This is a genomic window from Nocardia camponoti (assembly GCF_014646135.1).
Lineage (GTDB): Bacteria > Actinomycetota > Actinomycetes > Mycobacteriales > Mycobacteriaceae > Nocardia > Nocardia camponoti.
Map to the genome: position 1 here is coordinate 1,645,444 of NZ_BMMW01000001.1, position 23,800 is coordinate 1,669,243.

21 protein-coding genes and 2 pseudogenes are annotated in these 23,800 nt (G+C 63.9%); 11 read left to right on the forward strand and 12 right to left on the reverse strand.

Annotated elements, in window-relative coordinates:
- Window positions 1-93: 93 nt before the first annotated feature.
- Both IEX78_RS07575 and IEX78_RS07580 read right to left on the reverse strand, forming a co-directional pair.
- On the reverse strand, window positions 94-693 hold the full coding sequence (locus tag IEX78_RS07575) for a Uma2 family endonuclease (RefSeq protein WP_188828025.1): 600 nt from the start codon (window positions 691-693) through the stop codon (window positions 94-96).
- 27 nt (window positions 694-720) lie between these two features.
- Entirely contained in the window at window positions 721-1,200 is a 480-nt protein-coding gene (locus IEX78_RS07580) for a nitroreductase family deazaflavin-dependent oxidoreductase (RefSeq protein ID WP_188828026.1), read from the reverse strand.
- A gap of 159 nt (window positions 1,201-1,359) precedes the next feature.
- Here IEX78_RS07580 and IEX78_RS07585 point away from each other — a divergent pair, with 159 nt between their 5' ends.
- The 5 genes from IEX78_RS07585 (at window position 1,360) to IEX78_RS07605 (ending at window position 5,027) form a co-directional block, all read left to right on the forward strand.
- Window positions 1,360-2,730 (forward strand): flavin monoamine oxidase family protein, encoded by a 1,371-nt coding sequence (locus IEX78_RS07585; RefSeq protein ID WP_188828027.1) that lies wholly within the window; start codon window positions 1,360-1,362, stop codon window positions 2,728-2,730.
- Between the two features lie 45 nt (window positions 2,731-2,775).
- Entirely contained in the window at window positions 2,776-3,105 is a 330-nt protein-coding gene (locus IEX78_RS07590; RefSeq protein WP_188828028.1) for a hypothetical protein, read from the forward strand.
- A 92-nt stretch (window positions 3,106-3,197) separates the two neighbouring features.
- On the forward strand, window positions 3,198-3,533 hold the full coding sequence (locus IEX78_RS07595; protein WP_188828029.1) for a helix-turn-helix domain-containing protein: 336 nt from the start codon (window positions 3,198-3,200) through the stop codon (window positions 3,531-3,533).
- A 13-nt stretch (window positions 3,534-3,546) separates the two neighbouring features.
- Complete coding sequence (locus IEX78_RS07600; RefSeq protein WP_188828030.1) at window positions 3,547-4,416, forward strand: ImmA/IrrE family metallo-endopeptidase; 870 nt, start codon at window positions 3,547-3,549, stop codon at window positions 4,414-4,416.
- Window positions 4,413-5,027 (forward strand): PIN domain-containing protein, encoded by a 615-nt coding sequence (locus tag IEX78_RS07605; RefSeq protein WP_188828031.1) that lies wholly within the window; start codon window positions 4,413-4,415, stop codon window positions 5,025-5,027. Before IEX78_RS07600 ends, IEX78_RS07605 begins: the two co-directional genes overlap by 4 nt.
- 58 nt (window positions 5,028-5,085) lie before the next feature.
- Here IEX78_RS07605 and IEX78_RS07610 read toward each other — a convergent pair whose 3' ends face one another.
- From IEX78_RS07610 to IEX78_RS07620, 3 genes are read right to left on the reverse strand one after another with little or no spacing between them, the layout of a single operon-like run.
- Complete coding sequence (locus tag IEX78_RS07610; RefSeq protein ID WP_188828032.1) at window positions 5,086-5,847, reverse strand: ABC transporter ATP-binding protein; 762 nt, start codon at window positions 5,845-5,847, stop codon at window positions 5,086-5,088.
- Window positions 5,848-5,875: 28 nt separating this feature from the next.
- On the reverse strand, window positions 5,876-6,742 hold the full coding sequence (locus tag IEX78_RS07615; RefSeq protein WP_188828033.1) for an ABC transporter permease: 867 nt from the start codon (window positions 6,740-6,742) through the stop codon (window positions 5,876-5,878).
- A 29-nt stretch (window positions 6,743-6,771) separates the two neighbouring features.
- Entirely contained in the window at window positions 6,772-8,256 is a 1,485-nt protein-coding gene (locus IEX78_RS07620; RefSeq protein WP_188828034.1) for an ABC transporter substrate-binding protein, read from the reverse strand.
- Between the two features lie 265 nt (window positions 8,257-8,521).
- Between IEX78_RS07620 and IEX78_RS07625 the strand changes: the two genes are divergently transcribed.
- Together IEX78_RS07625 and IEX78_RS07630 are read left to right on the forward strand one after the other, a co-directional pair.
- A complete protein-coding gene (locus IEX78_RS07625) occupies window positions 8,522-8,863 on the forward strand; it encodes a YidH family protein (protein ID WP_188828035.1) in 342 nt (113 codons plus the stop codon).
- Window positions 8,860-9,189, forward strand: coding sequence for a DUF202 domain-containing protein (locus IEX78_RS07630; RefSeq protein ID WP_188828036.1), 330 nt, complete (start codon window positions 8,860-8,862; stop codon window positions 9,187-9,189). Before IEX78_RS07625 ends, IEX78_RS07630 begins: the two co-directional genes overlap by 4 nt.
- An 87-nt stretch (window positions 9,190-9,276) precedes the next feature.
- Here IEX78_RS07630 and IEX78_RS07635 read toward each other — a convergent pair.
- From IEX78_RS07635 to IEX78_RS07660, 6 genes and pseudogenes are all read right to left on the reverse strand, one after another.
- A pseudogene (locus tag IEX78_RS07635) lies at window positions 9,277-10,416 on the reverse strand (SulP family inorganic anion transporter); the annotation flags it as partial.
- A gap of 70 nt (window positions 10,417-10,486) precedes the next feature.
- Window positions 10,487-11,869, reverse strand: coding sequence for an arylsulfatase (locus tag IEX78_RS07640; protein ID WP_188828038.1), 1,383 nt, complete (start codon window positions 11,867-11,869; stop codon window positions 10,487-10,489).
- 50 nt (window positions 11,870-11,919) lie between these two features.
- Window positions 11,920-12,723: a GntR family transcriptional regulator gene (locus IEX78_RS07645; RefSeq protein ID WP_188828039.1), complete on the reverse strand. Its 804-nt coding sequence runs from the start codon at window positions 12,721-12,723 to the stop codon at window positions 11,920-11,922.
- A gap of 208 nt (window positions 12,724-12,931) precedes the next feature.
- On the reverse strand, window positions 12,932-14,857 hold the full coding sequence (gyrB, locus tag IEX78_RS07650) for a DNA topoisomerase (ATP-hydrolyzing) subunit B (protein WP_188828040.1): 1,926 nt from the start codon (window positions 14,855-14,857) through the stop codon (window positions 12,932-12,934).
- Window positions 14,854-15,807: a formylglycine-generating enzyme family protein gene (locus IEX78_RS07655; protein WP_229683762.1), complete on the reverse strand. Its 954-nt coding sequence runs from the start codon at window positions 15,805-15,807 to the stop codon at window positions 14,854-14,856. Before IEX78_RS07655 ends, gyrB begins: the two co-directional genes overlap by 4 nt.
- Before the next feature lie 131 nt (window positions 15,808-15,938).
- Entirely contained in the window at window positions 15,939-16,967 is a 1,029-nt protein-coding gene (locus tag IEX78_RS07660; RefSeq protein ID WP_188828041.1) for a DUF4331 family protein, read from the reverse strand.
- A gap of 191 nt (window positions 16,968-17,158) precedes the next feature.
- Here IEX78_RS07660 and katG point away from each other — a divergent pair.
- Window positions 17,159-19,356 (forward strand): annotated as a pseudogene (katG, locus tag IEX78_RS07665) (catalase/peroxidase HPI).
- Window positions 19,357-19,410: 54 nt separating this feature from the next.
- On the opposite strand, the gene IEX78_RS07670 reads toward katG, so the two are convergent.
- Window positions 19,411-20,442, reverse strand: a complete 1,032-nt coding sequence (locus tag IEX78_RS07670; protein ID WP_188828042.1) for a LacI family DNA-binding transcriptional regulator — start codon at window positions 20,440-20,442, stop codon at window positions 19,411-19,413.
- Between the two features lie 157 nt (window positions 20,443-20,599).
- On the opposite strand from IEX78_RS07670, the gene IEX78_RS07675 reads away from it, so the two are divergent.
- The 3 genes from IEX78_RS07675 (at window position 20,600) to IEX78_RS07685 (ending at window position 23,797) form a co-directional block, all read left to right on the forward strand.
- A complete protein-coding gene (locus IEX78_RS07675; protein ID WP_188828043.1) occupies window positions 20,600-21,871 on the forward strand; it encodes an aryl-sulfate sulfotransferase in 1,272 nt (423 codons plus the stop codon).
- A 167-nt stretch (window positions 21,872-22,038) separates the two neighbouring features.
- Entirely contained in the window at window positions 22,039-23,040 is a 1,002-nt protein-coding gene (locus tag IEX78_RS07680) for an ABC transporter permease (RefSeq protein WP_229683763.1), read from the forward strand.
- Window position 23,041: 1 nt separating this feature from the next.
- On the forward strand, window positions 23,042-23,797 hold the full coding sequence (locus IEX78_RS07685; RefSeq protein ID WP_188828044.1) for an ABC transporter ATP-binding protein: 756 nt from the start codon (window positions 23,042-23,044) through the stop codon (window positions 23,795-23,797).
- Window positions 23,798-23,800: the final 3 nt, after the last annotated feature.

Here is a 23,800-nt window from a genome sequence, read left to right on the forward strand (position 1 = left end):
GTCACGCGTATGCCCAGTCCATCGAGCGGGTTCGGCACCCTGTTAGGCGAGATAACCACATTTGCACCCTAGGGTGAAAAACCCTAACCCTGCCTAAGTCCGCTCCAGCGCTGAGAACGGAATGGTGACTTCGACCGGGTCATCAAGCAGCAGCACTCTGCGGTGCACCGCGTGCGCGCGATAGCGACGCCCTGACCAGTCCAGTCGATATTCCTCAATTTCCTCGATCCGCTGTTCTTTCTGATCCAATCGCACGATCAGGTAGCGCGGAATGCCCGCTGCGGCGTACTGAATCCGTTTATCCCCGATGTCGGTGTCGATGGTCGCCTCCGATGTCACCTCCACGACTAACAAGAGATGGTCGCGTACCGAGTTGACGTCGTAGGGTTCACAGTCGCGGATCCCAATATCCGGGTAGCGGACGTTGAGGCGCCGATCCGCAGCGGGCGAGTCGGTGTCGGCAAAACGCGCGGCGACATCGGAGTCGACGACGAGGCACGGTCCGCCGTCGCGCCGCGCATCCTCCAGTAGCCCAGCAAGTCGACGAACCACGCGACTATGCAGCGCGCTTTGGCCTATCAGTCGCACGACGCGACCATCTACGACCTCAATGTCGCCGAGGTCGTCGGCAGCCCCGTCGAGGAACTCCGCGGCCGTCAATCGGAAGTCACGCCGCTGATCTGGCGTACTCATGCACCCATCATGGCAGTCACCCCAACCTCAGGCGTCCACCCGCGTCACCACCAAGTACTCGTTCACGCCGAACACCTGCTGGAAGACGCGTTCCATCGTCGCGAGCTGGTCGCGCAGCGACTCGGTGGGCACTACGCGCGGGTCGGTGACGCGGATGAGTTCGCCGTCGTACTTCAACGTCGCCCCACCGGCGGCGAGGACGTTCTTCATCCACTGCGTTTCGGGGCCGTACGGGAGGCCGATCAGGAACTGGTCGCCTTTCGGGAACGGGGTGATCGGGGTGGTGAACTCGCGACCGCTCGTGCGGCCAACATGGTAGATGATGCCGTTGGTTGTGCCCGCTTCGCCCGCGGTGCGGAGTTGGGGCGCGTTGAGGCGGTCGCGCTGCAACCGCGTGAACGGGTCGAGGATCGCCCGATTCTTAGTGCGGAGCCCATAAATAATGACCCCGAGGCCGACGAGAACAATGCCGATAACGGCGATAAGGAGCTTTCGAATGAGAGCCATACCCTGACTCAACCACATAATCAGGCCCGCACGGCACCCAAACATGGGGCATGAATCGGCATTTCGCCGCGACTCGCCGATGACGCGTCGAAGGGCCGCGTCCGGGTGCGTTCAGGCACGATCAACGCGACCACTCGATCGTGACGTTAAGGAGTTCGTATGCCCGCCTTCACGCGCGACGTCGCCATCATCGGTGCCGGACTGTCCGGGCTCACTGCCGCGACTGAGTTGCGCAAAGCCGGGGTATCGGTTGTCGTGGTCGAGGCGCGTGACCGGGTCGGGGGACGGACGTGGACCGGCGACATTGACGGGGCGATGATCGAAATCGGCGGGCAGTGGTTGTCGCCGCATCACACCGCCGCGCTCGACCTCGTGAAAGAGCTTGGGTTGGAAACCTTTTCACGACATCGCATAGGTGAGTCGATCTATTTGGCCGCCGACGGCGAACGGCACCTGTTCACCGGTGACGTCTTCCCCGCGCCCGCAGCGACGACGAAGGAAATCCAGCGGCTCCTCACCCTGCTCGACACGCTCGCCGCCGAGGTCGGTGCCGATCAACCGTGGGCGCACCCGCGTGCCGCCGAGCTCGACGCGGTGCCGTTCCCGCTCTGGTTGGCACGCGAATCCGACGATGAATACGCGCGTGAGACGGTCGCGTTTTATGTGTCCGGCGCGATGCTGACGAAGCCCGCGCACACCCTGTCGACGTTGCAAGCCCTGCACATGGCGGCCGCGCAGGGGTCCTACACCAACCTCGCGACCGACACCTTCATGCTCGACAAGCGCGTTGTTGGTGGGATGCAACAGGTTTCGCAACGGTTGGCCGCTTCGCTTGGCGATGATGTGGTGTTAAACGCCCCGGTCCGCAGGATGGAGTGGTCGGATGAAGGCGTCACCGTGATCGCCGACGGCGACCTAGAAGTGCGCGCTGACCAGGCAATTCTCGCGATCCCGCCCACGCTCTACCCGTCGATCAGCTTCGCTCCCCCGCTCCCCCGCCTGCGCAACCAGATGTATCAGCACATGTCGTTCGGCTTCGTCGTGAAGATCCACGCGGTGTACGACAAGCCGTTCTGGCGCGCAAAGGGTTTGTCGGGCACCGGTTTCAGCGACACCGACCTCCTTTCCGAGATTTACGACAACACGAATTACGACGCCGACAACGGCGCGTTGGTCGGCTTCATCGTGAACGAACAGGCGGACGCGTATTTCGCGATGGACGCCGACGCACGCAAGGAGGCAGCACTGGCCTCCTTCGTCCGATACCTCGGCCCCGAGGCGGCGAACCCGACAGTGTTCTACGAATCAGATTGGGGCGCCGAAGAATTCACCGGCGGTGCGTACGGCGTGAGCTTCGACTTCGGCGGCTTGACCCGCTACGGCGCGTCCCTGCGCACCCCACTCGGCCCGATCCACTTCGCCTGCTCCGATCTGGCGGGCCAGGGCTTCCAGCACATCGACGGAGCGGTGCGCATGGGACGCCGGGCCGCCGAGGAAATTGTGGAACGTCGCAAGGCAAGTGTGCTGTGATGGAAGTACGGATCGCGTAGCTCTACCCGAGCGAATCGAGGCGTCATGGACAACACCTATCGGCAAGCCGTCACCTACGGGGCCGCCGTGATCGCCCTGACCGCCCTCTGCTGCGCGGTAGGCACCTTATGGACAAACGGTCGCGCGGCCTGCGTGGACAAGGGCACGTGGCTCTGCGACGGCCCGGCGCAGGTAGCGGTGCTGATCATCCCCGCGGTGGTCCTGCTGTTAGGCGGCATCGGCGCGTTCTTCCGCACGTACGTCGTATACCGCGAGGGCAGCTCCCGCTGGCCGGTCTGGCAGGGCGCGGGTTGGTTCCTGTTCATCCTGATGACGGCGTATTTAGTAATTGGCGGCGGCGCACTCGCAAACTGAATGTCGTCAAACCGTCCCTGGCGCGAAATTCATTGACGACCTACACTGAATCATATCCGGCAACAGTGATTCAGTGAGGTAGGGCGGCAACCATGACTTCCGGCATCGGCACACTCATTGAGCGGGCGCGCGTGGCCGCGGGCCTTAGCCAGCGAGCTCTTGCGGACGCGGCCGAGATTTCGCAGCCAACCCTGTCGCGCATCATTTCTGGCGACAGGGCTGCCAAGATGCCGGAAATCGTGGCCATCGCTTGGGCCACCGGCCACACCGTCGCCCAACTCACCGCTGGCACGAGTATCGCCGACCGCACGCAGTTCGCGGCCCGAGCCAGTAACGGCACCAACATGATTCGCATGCGTGAGGCCTTGCTGCACTTTGTCGAGCTAAACGACTACCTCGACGACCAAGCCATCCCCACCACCCTCTGACCCGGAAGGCGTTGTGAACTCCGAAGCCCAGGGGCAGGCAGCTGCGGTCCGCTTCCGCGACGAGCACCGTATGGGAGCGCACCCGCTCGGCGACTTGGTATCGATCATCGAACAGGCCATGGGGATCGATGTTGCGATCCTCGACGCTGATGCCGACGAGCACGGTCTCACGGTGCGTGACCCGGTCCGCGACGCGGTATTCATCGGTGTTGCCCGGACGCGCAGACCAATGCGACAACGCAGTACCCTCGCTCACGAACTCGCCCATGTCCTTTTCGAAGACTGGACGGAAGCCCAACCTGCCGGGTGGAGTGAGCGAACCCCCACCGAGGTCCGCGCGGACGCATTTGCTCGCCATCTCCTCGTCCCGATCCAGGGTCTTCGTGAGTTCCTCGGCAGCCGAACGTCGGTCGGGCAATCCACGCTGTCGGAGGTCGTCCAGCGCTTTCTCGTATCACCCCAGCTGGCGGCCATCGCATTGCACCAGGCTGGCTATATCAACGCCGACACCAAGCACGAGTGGATGTCGCTCACCGCGCCGCAACTGGCCGGACGATTCGGTTGGAGCGACCACTATCACGCGCTGCAAGCTGACTCCCACCAGCGAAGGGCACCACAACGGCTCCTTGCCCGCGCGATTGCCGGTTACGAGCAAGGTGTTGTTTCCGCGCAGACCGTCGCCACGTTACGAGGCGTCACGCTTGCTGAGGCCGAAGCCGATTTGCAGCAGGCTGGCGTTACGCCACTGCGTCCCGACATCGTCTGGGTCGATACGGCCCAACTGCCTGAGGTCCAGATTGATCTCAATGCACTCGATCAGGCGCTCGATACGCCGGACGACGCGACAGATAACCATCGAGCAGAAGGGCATCATGCCGGGTGAGCCATCGTCCGATCATCGACGCCGGGCCCGCACTGAACTTTTTCTCGATCAACAAAGAACGCCTACTTCTCAGCGTCTTAGGCCCGCTTAGCACCCCAGAAACCGTCCAGGATGAGGTTTTTCGGAAGTGCAGCCAAGATCGCCGGTTCAGTCCTGCGGCCGCGATCTGGCGAAAACTAACGCCAACCTGGGTGCAGGTACTTTCTGATGCGCCAACACTCGAACTTGCCGCCGTCGTCCACCGCATCACCCGCCAAGAAATGGAACAGCGGATGAAGCAGCCCAGGGACCTTGGCGAAACGATGGTCGTCGCGCACGCCGTGGTTGCCGCCGAGGAAGGTTTGTCCGTCACAGTCCTCATAGATGATGGCAGGGGAGCCCAAATTGCGACCGCAGAAATCAACCGACTTCGCCGACTGCGCGCGGCTGGTCGCAACGTGGGGTCTATCGGGCTCGTCAGCACGTTGACAGTGCTTGAACGTACCGCGACAACTCCGCACCTCCCGGACCGAGCAGCGATGCGAACCACTTATGCTCGGTTGCGCGCGCTCGACGACGGGCTACCGCCGATCGAGAACACCAACCTCTTGGCATCGGCGCGCTGGAACTGAATGTCGGCGACACCGAAAATGGCCCGCAGGCGATCGCTGCGGGCCACCTGCGTGAGCGCTAACCCTTGTGCCCAAGAAAGTCCAAGATTGCTCGGCGGCGGTGCTGGTATGACTCCGTGAAAGCCGCGTCGGGGTCGCGTGGGGTGTCCAGGGTGATCACCTCCGCTACCGTTGCCGGGCGGTGGGTCAGCAGGACAACCCGGTCGGCCAGCAGCAGGGCCTCGTCCACGTCGTGCGTCACGAAAAGCACTGTCATTTTCGTCTGCTCCCACACCGAGATCAGCAGTTGCTGCATCTCAAGGCGGGTCTGGGCGTCCAGTGCGCCGAACGGTTCGTCCATCAGCATCACCTTCGGCTCGCATGCCAGGGTGCGGGCCAGTTGGACGCGCTGACGCATACCGCCCGACAGCGCGCTCGGCAGGTGGTCGAGGTAGGCCGAAAGACCAACGCGGTCAAGGTAATTCGCCGCTGCGGCACGCGCCTTCTTGCCACGCAAGCCGCGCAGTCCAAGCGGGAACTGCACGTTCTTCACCGCGCTGCGCCACGGGAAAAGCGCGTCTTCCTGGAAGACCATCGCGCACTGCGCGTCGTTACCGGTCACCGACGAGCCGTCGACGGTCGCCGTCCCGCCCATCGGGGTGAGCAAACCGGCGAGGGCGCGCAAGATGGTCGACTTGCCGCAACCCGACGGGCCGAGGAACACGATCACCTCGCCCGGGTCGATGTCGAGGGTGATGTCGGCGGCGATTTTGCCGTGAAAGCCGAGTTGCAGTCCGTCGAGTCGAACGGCCGCGCCGGAGGTGGCCAGAGTTGTGGTCATGGGAAATGCTCCTGAAGATAAGTAGGAATTACTGAGCGCGCGGCAGCCAGCGGTTCACGCGACGGCCGGTGAGTTCGACGACCCACGCGGTAATCAGCCCGAGCGCGCCGATCGACAACATCCCGACGACGACGCCCGCGTAGTCGAGCAGTCCGTACGCCTGCCATGTGTAGTAGCCGATGCCGAACTGGCCAGAGATCATTTCGGCGCTGACAACGCAGATCCACGCGACGCCCATCGCCACCGAAAGCCCGGAGAAAATGCCGGGCATCGCGCCGGGCAACACCACGCTGCGCAGGATGGTCAGGCGCCCAGCGCCCATCGTCCGCGCGGCTTCGTCCCACACCTTGGGCAGCGAATCCATCGCGTGAATCGTGCTCACGACGACGGGGAAGAACGCGGCGAAGAACGTGATGAAGACGATGCCCTGTTCACTTGAGGGGAAAAGCAAGATGGTCAGCGGCACGATCGCGATGGCCGGGATTGGGCGAACGATTTCGATGAAGGGCCGCAACGTCTTTCGCGCGGTCTTGGATCGGCCGATCAACACACCGAGCGCGACGCCGATCACCGCGGCGAGCACGAAGCCCATGAGGATGCGCTGCACGCTAGCGAACAGGTCGTCGTAGTAGGCGCCCGAACCCAGTCGCGCACTGAACTTGTCGATCACGCTGGCCGGGGTTGGCATCCGGTTGAAGCGCAACCACGCGACCACCTGATTCGCGGTGAGGTAATGCCACACCACGACGAACGTGGCGATCGGAATGAGCGGGAGCAGGACCGTCGCGGCGATCGCGCGGGCACGACGCCCAATCAAACGCGGCGCGGGCGCTTCCGTGGAAGACGTTGTGCGGGAACGGAATCGAGTAACGGGAGGAAGTGCTGTGATCGCCATGAGCTGCGATCTCCTTTCGTGGAGGAAGGTTAGGAAGTGGCCCGCGACTGTGCGAGCGCCGCTTCGTAATTCACGATGCGGGTGTTGGCGTGATCGGCGACGTAGGCGTTAGCTGCCCCGCTCGTCGCGAAGGGTAGGTAGCGCGAAGTCGGCGCGGCGGCAGGGTCGATGACCCAGGTCGCCTTGTGCGCGAACAGCTTGGTCGCGGTTGCCGTGTCGGGCACGTATCCGGCGCGCACGCGGGTCGAGTCGGCGGCGATGCGACGTAGCAGGCAGCTTGGCGTCGCCGCGACGACGGTCGAATCAGCGCCCGCGAACCACACCTCCGACGCGGTGCGCGGATCGGTCGCCGACACCCCGCACGCGTCGTCGAAGCCTGCGAGCTTGCTCGGATTGGTCACGTCGGCGGCGCGTGCGTCGTAGTCGGGGCCGATGAGCGTGCGCAGGTAGGTGTCGTTGATGAACGTGGCGACGTCGAAGTCGGCCTTTACCGACCCGCGCTTGACCAGGAACTGCTTAGCCTTGCCCAGCGCGTCGACGAAGGGCTGCTTGAGCGTCGGGTCGAAGGAGACGAGCCCGTTCGGCCCGTTGTAGAGGTAGGCGACCTCGGGTTCGATGCCGGTAATCGCGCTGATCCGCAACGCGGCGTGCAGCGGTTCCGCGGTGATGTAGTCGGTCGTCGCGCGCATCGCATGCAGGAATGCCGACGTGACCTCGGGGTTTTGGCCAGAGAATTCCTTGCGAACGACAACGCCGTGGAAGGTGGGAATGCCGTTGTCGCCGCCGTCGTGCAGCAGTCGCCCTTGGTTGCGGAACACGACCAGCTGCGGCCACGGCACGAACTGCGCGAGCGCGTCGACCTGGCCGCCCTGGATCGCGGCAGCGCCGATCGACGGGTCCTGGTTGGCGACGGCGACGTCGCTGGCCGTCATTCCTACTCGCTGCAACGACGCCGACAGCATGCCGTCGCCTGCCGAGCCAAGGCTCGTCGATACGTGTTTGCCGCGCAGGTCGCTAATCGACTGGGCCGTCGAATCATTGGGTACGACAACCTGATTCAGCGAACCGCGCAGGTTGTAGCCGGTGACGGCGACGAGCTCGGTTGCCGCGTCGGCGTACTTCGACGTCTTGGAACCGTTGGCGAGCAGCGGGTAGTCGCCCATCGAACCGATGTCGACGTGGGTGGCGATCATCGCCGCCGTGAGCGGTGCGCCGGACGAAAAGTCTTGCCAGACAACGCGATACTTCTTGCCGGTCTTCTCTCCGACCTCGCGCAGTGTCTTTTCCAGCTCGCCACGGTCGCGCATCAAGGTGCCGACATTGATGGTGTTGATGGTTTTGGACTGATAACCGACATTGACGACGACGGTCCGCGAATCCATCAACGTGCACCCGGTGAGGCTGGCGGAGAGGGCGACGAACGCGGCAGTCGCGACGGTGATGATTCGGCCGCGCCTGCTGCTACGGGCCGCGCGCGGTGGATTCGCACCACGCGGTTTTCTCTCGGTGAACATGACACCTAGCGTCGACGTGTTCTGTTACGCCCGAGCAACCCACGTTTTCCAAGTAGTTAAGCTACTTTTCGCAATAAGGATCGTCGCGGCGGTGGGATTGAAAAATCCAGCGGCAAGATCGACGAAATACGCTCCGATAAGGCGTTTCGGTGAATTGAATTATGGCTAGCAAGATCGCGAGAAGGCCCATGTCATCCTGGCGAAACCTCTGTTACGCCAAGGCCGTTCACTAGCTAATCGCACCGATTTTCGACAGGCTAAACGTATGCCCGAACCACACGCTCGTGAGCCCGATTATCGATTCACCCTCGCCAATGAACGCACATTCTTAGCTTGGCAACGGACTTCACTCGGGTTGCTTGCCGGCTCGGTCGCGATGCTACATTTTCACCCTTTTCCCGACGACCCGATCCTCTCGCGCGCCTTGGCCGCGGTGCTCGGCGTGGTCGCGATTGTCACCTCAGCGGGCAGTTTGCACCGGTGGTTCGCCAATGACCGGGCGATCCGCGCCGACGGCCCGTTGGCGCGACCGCGCCTGGTCACCGTCACGGCGCTCACGCTCACCACGTTCGCGCTGGTGATCGCGTCGCTGGCCGCCGTCGCGTGACGCACCTGCTCGAAGACCGCGACCCGGGTCTGCAACCTGAGCGCACCGCGCTGTCGTGGACGCGCACGTCGCTGGCGATGATGGCGAACGGCCTGCTTCTCGTCGGGAGAGACGTGCTCGTTGGCGACTGGCACGCGACAACGGGAATCACTTGCGCGGTAGCACTTTTGGGCGCTTTGACCGTCTACCTCATCGGGCACCGACGCGGCGCGCGACTACTCGCAGGAACCCGTTCGCGCGCCCCCATCGCGATCGTCGCGACGGGCTTCGGGGTGATCCTGCTGTGCGTGACGCTGTTCGCAACAGCACTCGCTACCAGCGCATAAGAAAAGCCCAGTGTCACAACGACACTGGGCTTCTCCGTGGGATTTTCAGACCGCGGGCTCCAACGCCGACCCGGCGCGACTTCGAGTTCGGTACATCCACACGATGCCCGCGCACGCGACGCCGACGAACACACCGATCGCCAGGTTGTGCGTCCAGACCGTCACCGCGACGGTTAGCAGCATCGCTACCGTCTCTGCGATCGGGGTGCGGCGCAGTGTCGACGGGCGTAGCGATCCCCAATCCGCCGTCGCCGCCGACACCGCGATCATCACCGCGACCAGCGCCGCCATCGGGATCGTCGCGAGTACCGGGCCCAAAACCGTTACCAGACAAAGCAAGACGAGGCCAGCGACGAAAACCGAGATTCGGGTGCGCGCGTGGCACGTCTTGACGTTCATCATCGTCTGCCCGATCATCGCGCAGCCGCCCATGCCGCCGAAGAGCCCGGTCGCGATGTTGGCGATGCCCTGGCCCCAACTTTCGCGCCGATGGTTCGATGGCGTGCCGGTGATGTCGTCGACCAACTTCGCCGTCAGCAGGGTTTCGATGAGCCCAACAAAAGCGACGCCCACCGCGTACGGAGCGATGATTCCTAAAGTGCGCCAGGATAATTCGACACCCGGCAGCCCGATGCCAGCCAATCCACCACGCGGGTCACCCTCGTCTTCCACGCGTGGGACGTCGATGGAGAACACGACCGCGACGAGCGTCAGCAACACCGTCGCGACCAGCGCGGCGGGGACCGCGTTAGTGAACCTCGGCAACACGACCATGATCACTAAACCAGCGCTGACCAGCACATACACCGGCCACGGCACGTCGATCAGATGCGGCAGCTGCGCGGTGAAAATCAAGATCGCGAGCGCGTTGACGAACCCGGTGAGCACCGACTTCGGAATGAACCGCAACAGCGAAGCGACCCCGCACCGCGCGAGCACGATTTGCAACGCGCCAGCCAAAAGCACGGTGGCGATGAGGTATTCGACGCCGTGGTCGTGCACAAGCGGTGCGACAACCAGCGCCACCGAACCGGCCGCCGCCGACACCATCGCGGGTCGACCACCGGTAATCGCGATCGCCATCGCGAACACAATCGAGGTGAACAGACCAACACCGGGCCCAACCCCGGCGAGAATCGAAAAGGAAATAGTTTCGGGAATCAGGGCGAGCGCGGTGACCATCCCCGCGAGAATTTCCACCCGCAACGCGCTCGGATTTCCAATCATGATGATCTACCTCGTAAAACTAGAGAAGAGGACACCTTAGTCGGTGCCCTCTTCTCAGGGGTGGTTGGGATTAGACGGCCACAGATTCGGGCTCAGTGCGCTTGGGCACGAAGTCAAGCGGTGCGCCCGGCGGGATCAATTCCTCGCGCGCCACGCTGTCTTCGAAGTTGCGAATGATGCGGTGCGCGTGCTGCATCACCCACCAGCGCACGAACGTCTGGTTCACCGGTTCGCGTTCCTTCGGGTCTTCGAGCAGGTTGATGATGCGTGCGAAGCCGAGCGGAATTTCCGGATCGTGGAAATGCTGCTGGCGGACGAAACTGATTTTGAACTGCGACCACTTGACCGCGTGCATTTCGTCGTTGAGCCACACAATGTGGCCCTCACGTGCCGATTCCTCGGCACCTTCGAAGAATTCACGCTGGTCGAGGCCGTCGATCTCGCGGTCGTCGGGGATCTCGCACCCGGCGTAGCCAAGCAGCGTGGTGAACATGTCGGTCACGTGCATCATCTCGTTGCTTTCGCGCGGAACGACGTGGCCGGGATAGCGAATCAGCGCCGGGGTGCGAATGCCGCCTTCGGCCGAGCTGAAGTAGGAACCGTCGAAGAAGCCAGCGGTACCGCGGCCGGCGAGGTGATCTTCGGGGCCGTTGTCACCGGCGAAAACGACGATGGTGTTGTCGCGGATACCCAATTCGTCGAGCTTGTCGAGAATGCGCTGGAAATCGTAGTCGAGCATCAGCAGCGCATCACCCCACGCGCCATTGGTTGACGTTCCCTTGAATTCCTCACGGACCTCGATGGGGAAATGCAGCAGCGAATGGTTGTGGTACAGGAAGAACGGTTTGTCGTCGGCGACGCTGCGCTCCATGAAGTCCATCGCGCGCCGGTCGTACTCGGCGTCCATGCTGCCCTTGAGGGCCACGGTCAGCTGCTCGTCGGTGGTGGTGACGCCACCTTCCTTGGTGCCGTCGTACATGTACGACCAGCCGTCGCGCTCGCCCTTGTACCACGGGTCATCGGGCCACAGGCACTCGTCGTAAGTGCGTGCGGGACCGTACCATTCGTCGAAGCCGTGGTCGGTCGGCCAGCGGCCATCTTCAGCGCCGATGTGCCATTTGCCGTAGCACGCTGTCGCGTAACCGGCCTCGGAGAGAATGTCGCCCATCGTGCGTTCCCAGGCGACGAGGCCGCCGGGATTGCCGCCGAGCGCGATGGTGTGATTTCCCGAACGAATGGGATAGCGACCGGTCATCAATGCCGAACGGGTTGGCGTGCACTGCGGTTCGACGACGAAATGCGACAGCTTGAGACTTTCGCCAGCGAAGGTGTCGATATTCTTCGTATCGGCACCGCGCAGAATTCCGCCGCCGAAACAACCCAATTCGCCGAGGCCGAGATTATCGACGTGGAAGTAGACGATGTTGGGCTTTTTACTACCGGATTCGGACATGACTGATCCTCATTTCTTTCTACGGTGAGAAAATTCAGGTTGTACTGCGGTCAGGCGCTGGGGAATCGCGCGTTGACCGAGGTCAAGGTGAGTCGGTCGCCGCGATAGCGCACCGATTCAAGGTCGAAGGGAGTGCCGTCGGCGAGGTAGGTAAGTCGGTGCAATAACAGCACTGGGGCACCGATTTTGATGTCGAGCAGTCGCGCTGTTCCTCGGTCGGCGGCGACGGCTTCGATGGTGTTCTCGGCTTCACCAATGCGTGCGCCGAGTTTGTCTTCGAGGAGGCGGAACACGTCCTCGTGTGCCAGGTCAGCGCCCGCGAGCGCGTCGATGGCCTCGGGTCGCAGCGACGTCGTATCCAGCGACAACGGCACGCCGGCAACCGAACGCAGCCGTTCGATGAACAGGATCGGGCTGCCTTCGGGGATTGAGAGTCGCGCAGCGACGAACCCGGTTGCCGTCGACTCGCGTGCCGAGAGCACCCTGTTCTCCACTGAAAGTTGGTGACCCGCGAGCGATTCCGCGAGCCCTTCCAATCGGTCGATCCGCTGACGCAGTTTGGCCCCGGTCACGACCGTGCCAAGCCCCTGCACTCGCGTGATGAGCCCTTCCGAGCGCAACAGGTCGAATGCTTCGCGAATCGCGTTGCGGCTCACGCCCCATTCAGCGGCGAGCGCGGTCTCCGGCGGCAAAAGTGGCCGAGGTGCGGCCAGTCCGCCGAATGCGCCATCGAGGATTTGGGTCCGCAGAATGTCACGAACCCAGCGCGCCGCGTCTTCGCGGGTGCCCGCGTATTTGCGGAGCGGAGGTCGGGGGAATCCCGTCGTTGGTGTGGCGCGCCGCCTTGATGTCATGGCATTAGCTTGCCAAGCGGCCATTCCCGTTGCTTTACCTGGAAGTTCTCGGTTAGTTACGCCAGCTCAGCCACCAACTAACGCGCTGGCCAGGGCATTTTCGACGGCGAATCACGCCAGTTACGCCGCTAGATTCCTGCGAAAGATACGACTTCGGCCCCGAGCGCGTAACACGCTCGGGGCCGAAAGGGGCTTCGACTCAGATGTCTCAGATGTCGAGGAAACGAATGTCGCCCGCGTTTTGGGTGATGAAGCCGCGTCGCGCGTCGACATCTTCGCCCATCAGAATGGCGAAAACCTCCTCGGCGACAGCCGCGTCGGTGACGGTGAGTTGCCGCAGCAACCGCGTCGACGGATCCATCGTTGTTTCCCACAGTTCTTGCGGGTTCATTTCGCCAAGACCCTTGTATCGCTGAATGCCCTGGGCGGCATCGATGCGGCGGCCAGCGTCAATTCCAGCGGCGAGCAGACCGTCGCGTTGACCGTCGGAGTACGCGTAATCCGGTTCGCCGCGTTGCCATTTGAGTTTGTACAGCGGCGGCTGCGCCAGATACACGTGCCCGAGCTCGATGAGCGGGCGCACGTACCGGAAAAGCAGCGTGAGCAGCAGGGTGGAGATGTGTTTGCCATCGACGTCGGCGTCGGCCATCAGCACGATTTTGTGATACCGCAGCTTAGTGAGGTCGAATTCATCCTTGATGCCGGTGCCGAGCGCGGTGATGATCGACTGAACCTCGGTGTTTTTGAGTACCTGGTCGATGCGCGACTTTTCGACGTTAATGATTTTGCCGCGCAGTGGCAGAATGGCCTGATACATCGAATCGCGCCCGGATTTCGCGCTGCCACCGGCCGAGTCGCCTTCGACGATGAACAGCTCAGCACGCGAAGCATCGGTGGTGCGGCAATCCGACAGCTTGCCGGGAAAGCCACCCATCGCGCTAGCGGTCTTGCGCCGCACCAACTCTCGCGCTTTGCGCGCCGCCGCGCGAGCCTGCGCGGTCGACGCCACCTTCGCGATAATCAGTTTGGCCTCGGCGGGATTGGCGTCGAACCACTCGGTCAGCTTCTCGTGCGACACCTTCTGCACGAACGAGCGAATCTCACCGTTGCCCAGTCGTGTCTTGGTCTGACCCTCGAATTGCGGATCGGCGACCTTCACCGAGACCACAGCGGCGAGCCCTTCGCGCACATCGTCGCCGGTGAGGTTGCCGTCAGATGCTTTGAGCAGCTTCATCTTTCGCGCGTACCGGTTGACCACGGTCGTGAGTGCCGCGCGGAACCCTTCCTCGTGGACGCCACCCTCGGTGGTGCTGATCGTGTTGGCGAAGGTGCGCACCGACTCGCTGAAACCGGTGTTCCATTGGAGCGCGATCTCCAGCTCGTAACCGGTGGCAGCCCCGGTGAGCGCGATGATGTTGGGGTGCAATGCCTTTCGGCCGATATTGAGGTGGTCGACGAACTCGCGTAAACCGCCGGGGTAGCAATACTCCCGCGATTCACCCTCGGCGTCGGTGAGCGTCATCGTGAGCCCGCTATTCAGGAACGCCATTTCCTGCATCCGGCGCGCGACAGTTTCGACGTCGTATTCGGTCGTCTCAAAGACGTCGGGGTCGGCCCAGAAACGCACGACGGTGCCGGTCGCCTCGGTTGCCGCACCGCGCGTCAGCGTCTGCGGCTCGGCGCGCAAATACTGCTGTGACCAGGCGAAACCGTCACGGCAGATGTCGACTTCCAGCCTCGTCGACAGGGCGTTCACCACCGAAACGCCAACGCCATGCAAGCCGCCGGAGACGGTGTACGCACTGTCTTCGGCACCGAATTTGCCGCCAGCGTGGAGTTGGGTCATTACGACGTCGATGGTCGGGATGCCGGTCGCGTGAGTGGCGACGGGGATGCCACGGCCATCGTCGGCGACTTCGGCGCCGCCGTCGGGCAGCAATCGCACGTCAACGCGCGTGGCGAACCCGGCCATCGCCTCGTCGACCCCGTTGTCGATGACTTCCCACAGCATGTGGTGCAGTCCGCGCGCACTGGTCGACCCGATGTACATGCCGGGGCGTTTGCGCACCACATCAAGGCCCTCAAGGACCGTGATCGCCGCCGCGCCGTACACGTGCTCAGTGGTCGCGGTCATGCCGTCACCTCACGCACGATGCAGCGGAAGCCGATGTGGCACGTCGACGCGTCCTCGGTGTGACCTTGGCGCGCGGCCGGGCGGTAGCGGTCGCAATAGTTGGGCGAGCACAGGTGCGAACCGCCCTTCACGGTGCGACGCGGATACGTCTCGCCGGTGTCTGCCGCCGCGGTCTGGACCGGATTGCGCGGGATGCAGCAATTGCTCGCTGGCGCAACGTTTTTGCCGCTTTCGGCGTGGCTCGCGGTGTGGTGGTCGGCCGTCCACTCCCAGACGTTGCCCGCCATGTCGAACAGTCCGTAGCCGTTCGGCGCGAACTTGCCTACCGGTGACGTTCCCGCGTACCCGTCCAATTCGAGGTTCTGCCAAGGGAATTCGCCCTGCCAGACGTTGCCGCCAGGTCGGCCGCGCGGTTCGCGTTCGGCACCCCATGTGTAGGTGGCGCGATCCAGACCGCCGCGCGCCGCGAACTCCCACTCGGCTTCGGTGGGCAGCGCTTTGCCCGCCCACTCGGCGTAAGCGACGGCGTCAAAGTACGAAACATGGGTCACCGGGTGCAGATTGCGGCATCCAACGTTGCTGCCCGGCCCCTCGGGATGCCGCCAATCCGCGCCCGGAACGTACGACCACCATCGTCGATAGTCGTTGAGTGGCACCGGATTTGCCGGCGGGGTGAACACCATCGACCCCGCGGTGAGCAACGACGGATCGGCGTCGGGGAAATCGGCCGGATCGGGGTCGCGTTCGGCCGTCGTGACGTAACCCGTGTCCTTCACGAACCGGCGAAACTGGGCGACGGTCACCGGGTGCGTATCGACCCAAAACCCGTCGACGTGAACCTGATGCGCGGGGCGTTCTTCGGGGTAGTGGTCATCGCACCCCATCCAATAGGCTCCGCCGGAAACCCACGCCATACCTTTGCGCGTTTGCTGGGAAGTGGTGAGCAACATGCAGGTCAGCGTGCCAAAAGCACGCTACAGACGCGTTATCGGCGATGTTACGCCACCTCGTAACTCATGAACTCGGCGCTAGAGCGGCCGTCGGTGGCGCATCCGATGCGGATACGCCACCACCGGCGTGGCTACTTCTTCAGCGGAACGAGGTACGGGAACTCGCTGGTGCGCTGGTTTTCGGTGACCGACGGCTTCAGGCCGGTGTTGATGCCCATGTTCGTGACGAGCGCGATCATCGATTCCTCGACGTTGTCGGCGAGCGAACGGCCGTTCATAATCGCGAAGCTGTAGCTGGCGACGCTGCCGAGCACATAGGTGAGCACGTCCGGGTAAAGCTGGCGCGCGACGATCTGGCCGTAGCTTTCCGGGTCGGTGCTCGTCCCTGTCGCCTTCACGACGGCGGCGATGTGGCCAGCGAGGTGCTCGCCGTCCTGCGGCCAATCCTGCGAAGGCAGCCGCGTATTGGCCGGGTTGGTGAAGTCGGTGTCCTTGGGCCAGAAGATCGGCCACATCATCGGATGACCGCCACGGTTGATCATCCGCCAGCCGCCCGCGTCGGTGGCGAGTTTGGTCGCACACCAGATGCCGACCTCACGCCCGTGCACCAGCTCGCCGTACCCCGACGGCACCTGCAACACGATCGCTTCCACCGACGTGCCAGCGAACCCGTTCTTCGCGTTGCTCGGGTCCCAGCCGGTCAGGTCGACGGCCGTACCCTTGGCCATCGCGCTGTTGACGCGACCGAGGACGTCACCGTCGGCGTAGAACGGATCTTCGACGCGCCCGCACCACACGCGGAAACCATCGGCAGCCGCGATCTCGTTGGTGCGGCCGTCGAGGATCACTTCGCCGTCGGCGCTGTCGTCGCGGGCGGCATCGCCGGTGACGACGAACAATTGGTACGCCTGCGCGCCCGCGTCGTCAGCTTCGGCGAAAACAACACGGAACGTGTACGACTCGAAATCGGCGTCGCCGAGATGGAATTTGAATTCATAACGAGCTTCATGATGGAAGCCTGGCTTCTGATAAACGCCGGTGACGTTGGAGTTGACGTCCATGATCAGCACGGTGCCCTGATCGTTAGGGAAGGCGTAGAAGTCATCGATGTAAAGCTGGCCGTTCTTCGCTGCCAGCGGGGTGTCGAGGTGATGCGACATGCGAGGCCCTTCTGCTCTTCGGCGGGTTGCTGCGTGCACCCTACGGATGAGGACCGCTATCTGCGGTTATCGACGCGCGGTATCAGCTCGGTAACTGTGCTCGCGGCCCTGCGGCGGTATGTTCGATGCGCGATCAGCTCGACCACCGCACACGCGCGTAACGCCCGCGCTGCTATGGAAAGGAAGCTGTTATGCCGGAATCTGACACCGGTTGTCCTGCGCATCCTGGCAAATTCACGCGGCCCGAAGCCGTCGGTGGATTGCCGGACTGGTGGCCACAGCAACTGAATGTCAAAATGCTGCAACAGAATCCGCCGTCGGTAAACCCGTTTGGTGCGGATTTTGATTACGGTGCCGAATTCGACACGCTCGATCTCGACGAAGTGCGTAAGGATTTGTACGCGCTGTTCAAGGATTCGCAGGAATGGTGGCCAGCCGACTTCGGCGACTACGGCCCGTTCCTCATTCGTATGGCATGGCACGCGGCGGGCACGTATCGGACCCTTGACGGGCGTGGCGGTGCCGGTCACGCGATGCAGCGCTTCACCCCGATTAACAGCTGGCCCGACAACGCCAACCTCGACAAAGCGCGCAGGCTGCTGTGGCCGGTGAAGCAGAAGTACGGCAGGAAGCTGTCGTGGGCCGACCTCATGGAGTACGCGGGCAACTGCGCGCTTGAGTCGATGGGGTTCAAGACGATGGGCTTCGCTGGCGGTCGCGTTGACTGGTGGCAGGGCGATGAGACGTTCTGGGGTCCTGAGCGCACGTGGATGGGCGACGGCGGTTCATCCCGCCCGCGCACGAGTTGGAACCGCCGCTTGGCGCGACGAACATGGGTCTGATTTACGTCGATCCCGAAGGGCCAGACGGGAAACCGGACCCGTACGGGTCGGCGAGCGACGTGCGACAGACCTTCCGCCGCATGGCGATGAACGACATCGAAACCGCCGCGTTGATCGTCGGTGGGCACACGTTCGGCAAGACGCACGGCGCTGGTCCCGCCGATTTGGTCGGGCCGCCGCCAGCTGGCGCGCCGCTCGATGAACAGGACCTTGGCTGGAAGAACCGCTTCGGCACCGGCGTTGGCCCCGACACTACGAGTAGCGGCATCGAGGTCACGTGGACGCAGACGCCGCTCAAGTTCGACAACACGTTCCTCGAAAACCTCTACGGTTTCGACTGGGAGCCCTACAAGGGTCCGGGCGGCAAGTGGCAGTGGCGACCGAAGGACAACGCGGGCGCTGACCTTGTCCCCTACCCCTTCGACGCGCACAAGCATCATCAGCCGAACATGCTGACGTCGGATATCGCGTTGAAGGTCGACCCGGAATATCACGCGATCACGTCGCGCTGGTTGCACAATCCCGACGAGTTCGCCGAGGAATTCCGCAAGGCGTGGTTCAAGCTGATCCACCGCGACATGGGCCCGATCACGCGCTACCGGGGTTCACAGTTCCCGAAGGAACCCCAGCTTTTCCAGGACCCGATCGAGCCGGTAACCCACAAACTCATCGGTGCCGACGACATCGCCGCGCTCAAGGGCGAACTACTCAACTGCGGGGTTTCGCAGCGGCAGTTGCTTTACACCGCGTGGGGTGCGGCGTCGAGCTACCGAGGCAGCGACATGCGTGGTGGCGCGAACGGCGGTCGCATTCGCCTTGCGCCGCAACGTGATTGGGCACGCAACGAACCTGCTTCGCTCGCCCAGGTCGTCCCCGCGCTTGAGGGTGTGCAGCGCAAGTTCAACGATTCGCGCTCGGATGGCGTCGCGGTTTCCTTCGCTGACCTTGTTGTTTTGGGTGGCGTCGCCGCGCTTGAGCAGGCGGCCGCGGCGGCCGGGCACCAGGTCACCGTGCCGTTCACGCCCGGTCGTGGCGACGCGACGCAGGATTGGACCGAAATCTCGTCCTTCGACGACCTTGAGGGCTTCGCCGACGGTTTCCGCAGCTACATCGTCGACGGTGCGCCGATGGAAGCCGAATACATGCTGCTCGACAAGGCCGAATTGCTGCGGCTGAGCGCACCCGAGATGACGGTGCTCATCGGCGGAATGCGCGTGCTCAACCTGAATTACGAGCAGTCGCCCAACGGGGTGCTCACCGACCGGCCGGGCGCGCTGACCAACGATTTCTTCGTGAACCTGCTTGATATGCGCTACGAGTGGAAGCCGTCGGAGCACGACAAGCAGACCTTCGTCGGCATCGAACGGGCAACGGGCAAGCAGCGGTGGACAGCGGGCCGCATCGACCTCGCGTTCGGGTGGGACGCGCAGCTGCGCGCGACGTCGGAGGTTTACGGCGCGCGCGACGGTGAGCCGAAGTTCGTGGCCGACTTCATCGCGGCGTGGACGAAGGTGATGGACGCCGACCGCTTCGATCTGCACGACTAGCTGGGCCTGATCAAGATCATCAGGCTCTCAGGGATTTTTCTACTCGACGTTTGTTTACCTGAGAGCCTGGTGATCTTGAATTGTGCAGCCGCAGGATTCGGCGGGTGCCAGGGTCACTGGCAACGGGGCCAGCGTGGCCGGTGGCGTGTCGGGAGCCAACAGTCTGGTGAGTGCCTCGTCGACTATCGCGTCGATGGGTTGCAGTACCGACGACAAGGTGATTTGGGCGAAGGGGCGCGTTGGGTCGGCGTCGAAGCCGACCACTCGAATATCCTGCGCCACCTTGAAATTCGCGTCCGTGATCGCGCGGAGCACCGCCGCCGCCTGGCCATAGGTGCCGACGACCATCGCGTCGGGAATGTGGCCCGCGCGTAGGTGCTCGCTGACCGCCCGGTACGCACCTGCTGGCGTGAGGTCTGTGCGAATCGGTTCGCTGCCAACAACTTTCGCGAAGCCCTCGAATCGGCGCGCGACCGTTTCGTGGTCGCCATGCCGGACATCCGAATCGGTCAGTCCGCCCACGAAAACCGCTGTGCGACAACCATGTACGCCGGTGAGATGCTCGGCGGCAAGCTGGCCCGCGGCGATGTGGTCGGCCCCGACCACCGGCGAATCGACCGCAACCCGTGTGTTGTGCACCCACACCACCGGCATCCGCGCGCGTGCGCAGATCGTCGCGGTCTTTGCTGGATCCACCGCGCCAACGACAAGCAGACCGTCGATACCCACGTCGGCGAACGCGGTAGTGAACTCCTGTTCACGGTCAGGTTCGTAACCAGTGTTGCCGAGCATCGTGAGGTGGTCGCGCGCGCGTGCTTCCACCTCGACCCGGCCGGCGAGCGCCGCGTACAGCGGCAGCGTCAGATCCGGCACGAGCAACCCGATTTGCCGCCAGCGGCGAGGCCTTCTTAATGCGCGGGCGAGCCGGTCGGGGCGGTAGCGCAACGCCTCGGCGGCGGCCAGGACCTTCACGCGCAGCTCGTCAGACACCGGTCGCGGACCGTCGTTGAGCACGTAGCTCACGACAGCGGTCGACACGCCCGCGTGGGCGGCGACGTCGGCGAGGGTTGGTCGTTTGGGGGTCACATTCGCTCCAGTATCGACGGTACGCGACCGACTCCGATGGGTTTTGTTCACCAAGATTCCTACCCTTTGCTCGCCCAGAATGCTGGTTACGCTAATCGATTAGATCCGTTACCGGGGCGACCAACCCCCGCAACAAATCAGAGGTGAACTAAAACCCATGTCCTACACACGACTCCGTGGCGTCACCCACTACGAACCTGACAACACCTACGAGAGCCTGGTCGCCTTCACCGGTGCGGATTCGATCTCGCGGCTCATTTCCCTCGACGGCACCGTCGTCCATGAGTGGCCGTTCGCCGGCGTGCCAGCGCGGGTGATCGACCCCGCGCTCAACGGTGGTCGCGTCGGCGACATCGGCGTTCAGCTCAGCGGCAGCGGCGACGACCGCGGCGGCATCTACGCCAATGGCACTGTCGGCCAACTCAATTGGGAAGGCGACGTCGTCTGGCAGTGGGGTGAGCAAGCACCCGGCGGCGCGGCGCGCCAGAACCACGATTGGGAGCTACTGCCCAACGGCAACCGCCTGCTCCTGGTCACGGTGCCGCGCGTGGTCGAGCAGCTCGGCATCCCCGACACCGTGGGTGACCAAGGGCTGCTTGAGGTTTCGCCGGACGGCGAGATCGTGTGGCAGTGGCTCGCTGGCGATCACCTCGACGAGTTCGGGTTCTCGCCGGAAGGACGAGAAGCGTTGAGCGCCACCGCGGCTCGCGATCCGGAGGACCCGTGGGGGTATCTGGAAATGAACAGTGCGAAGTCGCTTGGGCCCAACCGCTGGTTCGAGACCGACCCCGCTTTTCATCCCGACAACATCCTGGTCAGCTTCCGCAAAGCCAATATCGTCGCGTTGATCGAGAAGAGCAGCGGCGCGATCGTGTGGCGGCTCGGACCCTACTTCGATGCCACGCCTGGCGCTCAGCATCAGCGCATCAATACACATAAGGTGCCGCGTCCGGTTGACCAGATTTCCGGTCAGCACAACCCGCACCTGATCGCGCCCGGCCTGCCTGGCGCTGGCAACATTCTCGTCTTCGACAACCAGGGTGGTGCGGGCTATCCCCCTGCGCCCCTTGGCATTTACGCCGGTTCGCGAGTGTTGGAGATCGACCCGAGCACGCGCCAGATCGTCTGGCAGTACACGGCCGAGGATTCGGGCCTGCCGTCATGGACGTTCTTCAGCTCGTTCGTCAGCAACGCGCAACGGCTGCCCAACGGCAACACGCTCATCACCGAGGGAATGCAGGGCAGGTTGTTCCAGGTGACGCCCGCGGGTGAGGTGGTGTGGGAGTACCACAGCCCCTACACCGGCTACGGCGTCGCGGGCGAACCTGAGGTGAGCAAGGTGCGGGTGCCTGGCGTTGACCGTTTGACCTCGACCACGTTGGTTTACCGCGCACAGGCGGTCCCGTTCGAGTGGGTGCCGCAGCCATGACGGCGATCCGGACTGGGCGTGCGCGCGGGGCGGCGACAGGTGAATCTAGCGGCGGCGCAAGCGAATCCGTGATGTCGAACGAGGGGATCGCTTCGACAATGTCGGGCGAGCATGCGGAGCGTGGAGTCGTACGGGGCGGCGACGCGGCGGTGTCGAGCATTGCGAGCATGCCGGCAGTTGCGGTGCCGCCGTCCCGTTCCGACGTTGCCGACGTTGCGGGTCGCGCCCAGGACGATACCGGCGAGGCGGCAGCACACACTCCAGCTGGCGCGAGCGGTGTTCGCGGTGCGGGAGTGAGCGAAGTTGCAGCGGGTGGTGCCGAGGGGGGTTCGATGGTTGTCGCGCACGCGGATTCGCAGGTGACCGCCCCTCCCTCGCTCGCATCGCGACGTAGCCAGCTCGCGCTCGGGCGGCGGGCTCGGTCGGCGGCGTGGACGGTCGCCGGTGTGGTGATCGCCGGGGTTGTGTGGTCGCTTGTCGTCGCGTCCGGGCGGTTTCCGCGCGAGCTGTTTCCCAGCGTCCCCGAGATTTTCGACGCTGGCGTGCTGCTCTGGCGCGACGGGCTGCTCGTCGAAGACGTCGGCGCGAGCGCCCAACGTGCCATCACCGGATTCGTACTTGGCGGCGTCGTTGGCGTCATCGCGGCGGTGGTGACCGCCAATACGACGCTCGGTCGGCGCCTGCTCAGCCCCGTGCTGCGGCTGCTTTCGCCGATTCCCACGATCGGCCTCGTGCCGCTGATGATCTTGTGGTTCGGGCTTGGCGAGGACTCCAAAGCGATGGTGATCGCGCTCGGCGTGTTCGTCCCGGTGTGGATCAACAGCCATGCGGGACTGTCGAGCACACCGCACGACTACCTCAAGGCCGCGCGGTGCCTCGGCGCGAGTCGATGGCAGACGCTCACGCGAATCGTGTTGCCCGAAGCCGCGCCCGACATCATCTCCGGCTTGCGGATCGGTGCCGCGATGGCGTTCGTACTGATCGTCGTCGCGGAAATGACCGGCACAACGGCGGGCATTGGGTATCGCATCTACCAGGCCCAACTGTTCTCCCAAGCCGACCGACTGATCGCCTGCCTCGTCGTGCTCGGCGTGCTTGGCGCGCTTTGTGACTACGCCATCGCGGCGGCGACCACGCCGATCACCCGCTGGGCGCGAGAGGAACGTTGACATGGCAATCAAGACCCGAGACCTAGTCGTCCGCTACCCCGGCACCACCGCGCCGGTCCTCAACGGCATCGAGCTGAGCGTTCCCGATGGCGCGTTCGTCGCGCTGGTTGGGGCGTCGGGCAGCGGCAAGTCGACGTTGCTGCACTGCCTCGCCGGCCTGACCCCCGCTACGTCGGGCGTGGTGACCCACGACGACGAGGTCGTCAGCGCACCCGACCCGCGCCGCGGCGTCGCCTTCCAACGCGACGTGCTTTTCCCGTGGATGTCGGTCGCCGACAACATCGCGTTCGCGCTACGCGCGGCGAAGGACACGGGCAATCGTGTCGAGCGCATCGCGGAACTGCTTGAGCTGGTTGAGCTTTCGGCCACCGTCGGTTCCCGTCGTCCGAACGAACTGTCCGGCGGCATGCGCCAACGCGTGAGCATCGCCCGCATGTTGGCGAGCGAACCCGAAGTGATGTTGATGGACGAACCGTTCGCCGCCCTCGACGCGCTCACCCGCCTGAAAATGCAGGACCTCGTCATCGACCTTTGGGCGCGACTGGGCCGCACCATCGTGTTCGTCACCCACGACATCGACGAAGCCATTCGCCTCGCCGACACCGTCCACGTGCTGCGCGACGGTCGCCTCGTCGACGACATCACCAACCCACTCACCCGCCCCCGACCCGCCGATTCCCTCGCTGACCAGCCCGGATACAGCGAGATCCGCAAGCTGCTCCACCACCAACTCGCTAGCCACGCGTTCGCGCATTAGCAC

Bases quoted from the DNA above. Each gene is read 5' to 3' on its own strand.
- IEX78_RS07685 (WP_188828044.1), top strand. From the start codon at position 23,042: ATGGCAATCAAGACCCGAGACCTAGTCGTCCGCTACCCCGGCACCACC.
- IEX78_RS07660 (WP_188828041.1), bottom strand. From the start codon at position 16,967: ATGTCGCATCACCTCGACACCCCGCTGGCAGCGAAGAACGGCCAGCTT.
- IEX78_RS07580 (WP_188828026.1), bottom strand. From the start codon at position 1,200: ATGGCTCTCATTCGAAAGCTCCTTATCGCCGTTATCGGCATTGTTCTC.
- IEX78_RS07655 (WP_229683762.1), bottom strand. From the start codon at position 15,807: ATGTTGCTCACCACTTCCCAGCAAACGCGCAAAGGTATGGCGTGGGTT.
- IEX78_RS07575 (WP_188828025.1), bottom strand. From the start codon at position 693: ATGAGTACGCCAGATCAGCGGCGTGACTTCCGATTGACGGCCGCGGAG.
- IEX78_RS07620 (WP_188828034.1), bottom strand. From the start codon at position 8,256: ATGTTCACCGAGAGAAAACCGCGTGGTGCGAATCCACCGCGCGCGGCC.
- IEX78_RS07680 (WP_229683763.1), top strand. From the start codon at position 22,039: ATGCCGGCAGTTGCGGTGCCGCCGTCCCGTTCCGACGTTGCCGACGTT.
- IEX78_RS07645 (WP_188828039.1), bottom strand. From the start codon at position 12,723: ATGACATCAAGGCGGCGCGCCACACCAACGACGGGATTCCCCCGACCT.
- IEX78_RS07590 (WP_188828028.1), top strand. From the start codon at position 2,776: ATGGACAACACCTATCGGCAAGCCGTCACCTACGGGGCCGCCGTGATC.
- IEX78_RS07625 (WP_188828035.1), top strand. From the start codon at position 8,522: ATGCCCGAACCACACGCTCGTGAGCCCGATTATCGATTCACCCTCGCC.
- IEX78_RS07610 (WP_188828032.1), bottom strand. From the start codon at position 5,847: ATGACCACAACTCTGGCCACCTCCGGCGCGGCCGTTCGACTCGACGGA.
- IEX78_RS07585 (WP_188828027.1), top strand. From the start codon at position 1,360: ATGCCCGCCTTCACGCGCGACGTCGCCATCATCGGTGCCGGACTGTCC.
- IEX78_RS07640 (WP_188828038.1), bottom strand. From the start codon at position 11,869: ATGTCCGAATCCGGTAGTAAAAAGCCCAACATCGTCTACTTCCACGTC.
- gyrB (WP_188828040.1), bottom strand. From the start codon at position 14,857: ATGACCGCGACCACTGAGCACGTGTACGGCGCGGCGGCGATCACGGTC.
- IEX78_RS07615 (WP_188828033.1), bottom strand. From the start codon at position 6,742: ATGGCGATCACAGCACTTCCTCCCGTTACTCGATTCCGTTCCCGCACA.
- IEX78_RS07595 (WP_188828029.1), top strand. From the start codon at position 3,198: ATGACTTCCGGCATCGGCACACTCATTGAGCGGGCGCGCGTGGCCGCG.
- IEX78_RS07675 (WP_188828043.1), top strand. From the start codon at position 20,600: ATGTCCTACACACGACTCCGTGGCGTCACCCACTACGAACCTGACAAC.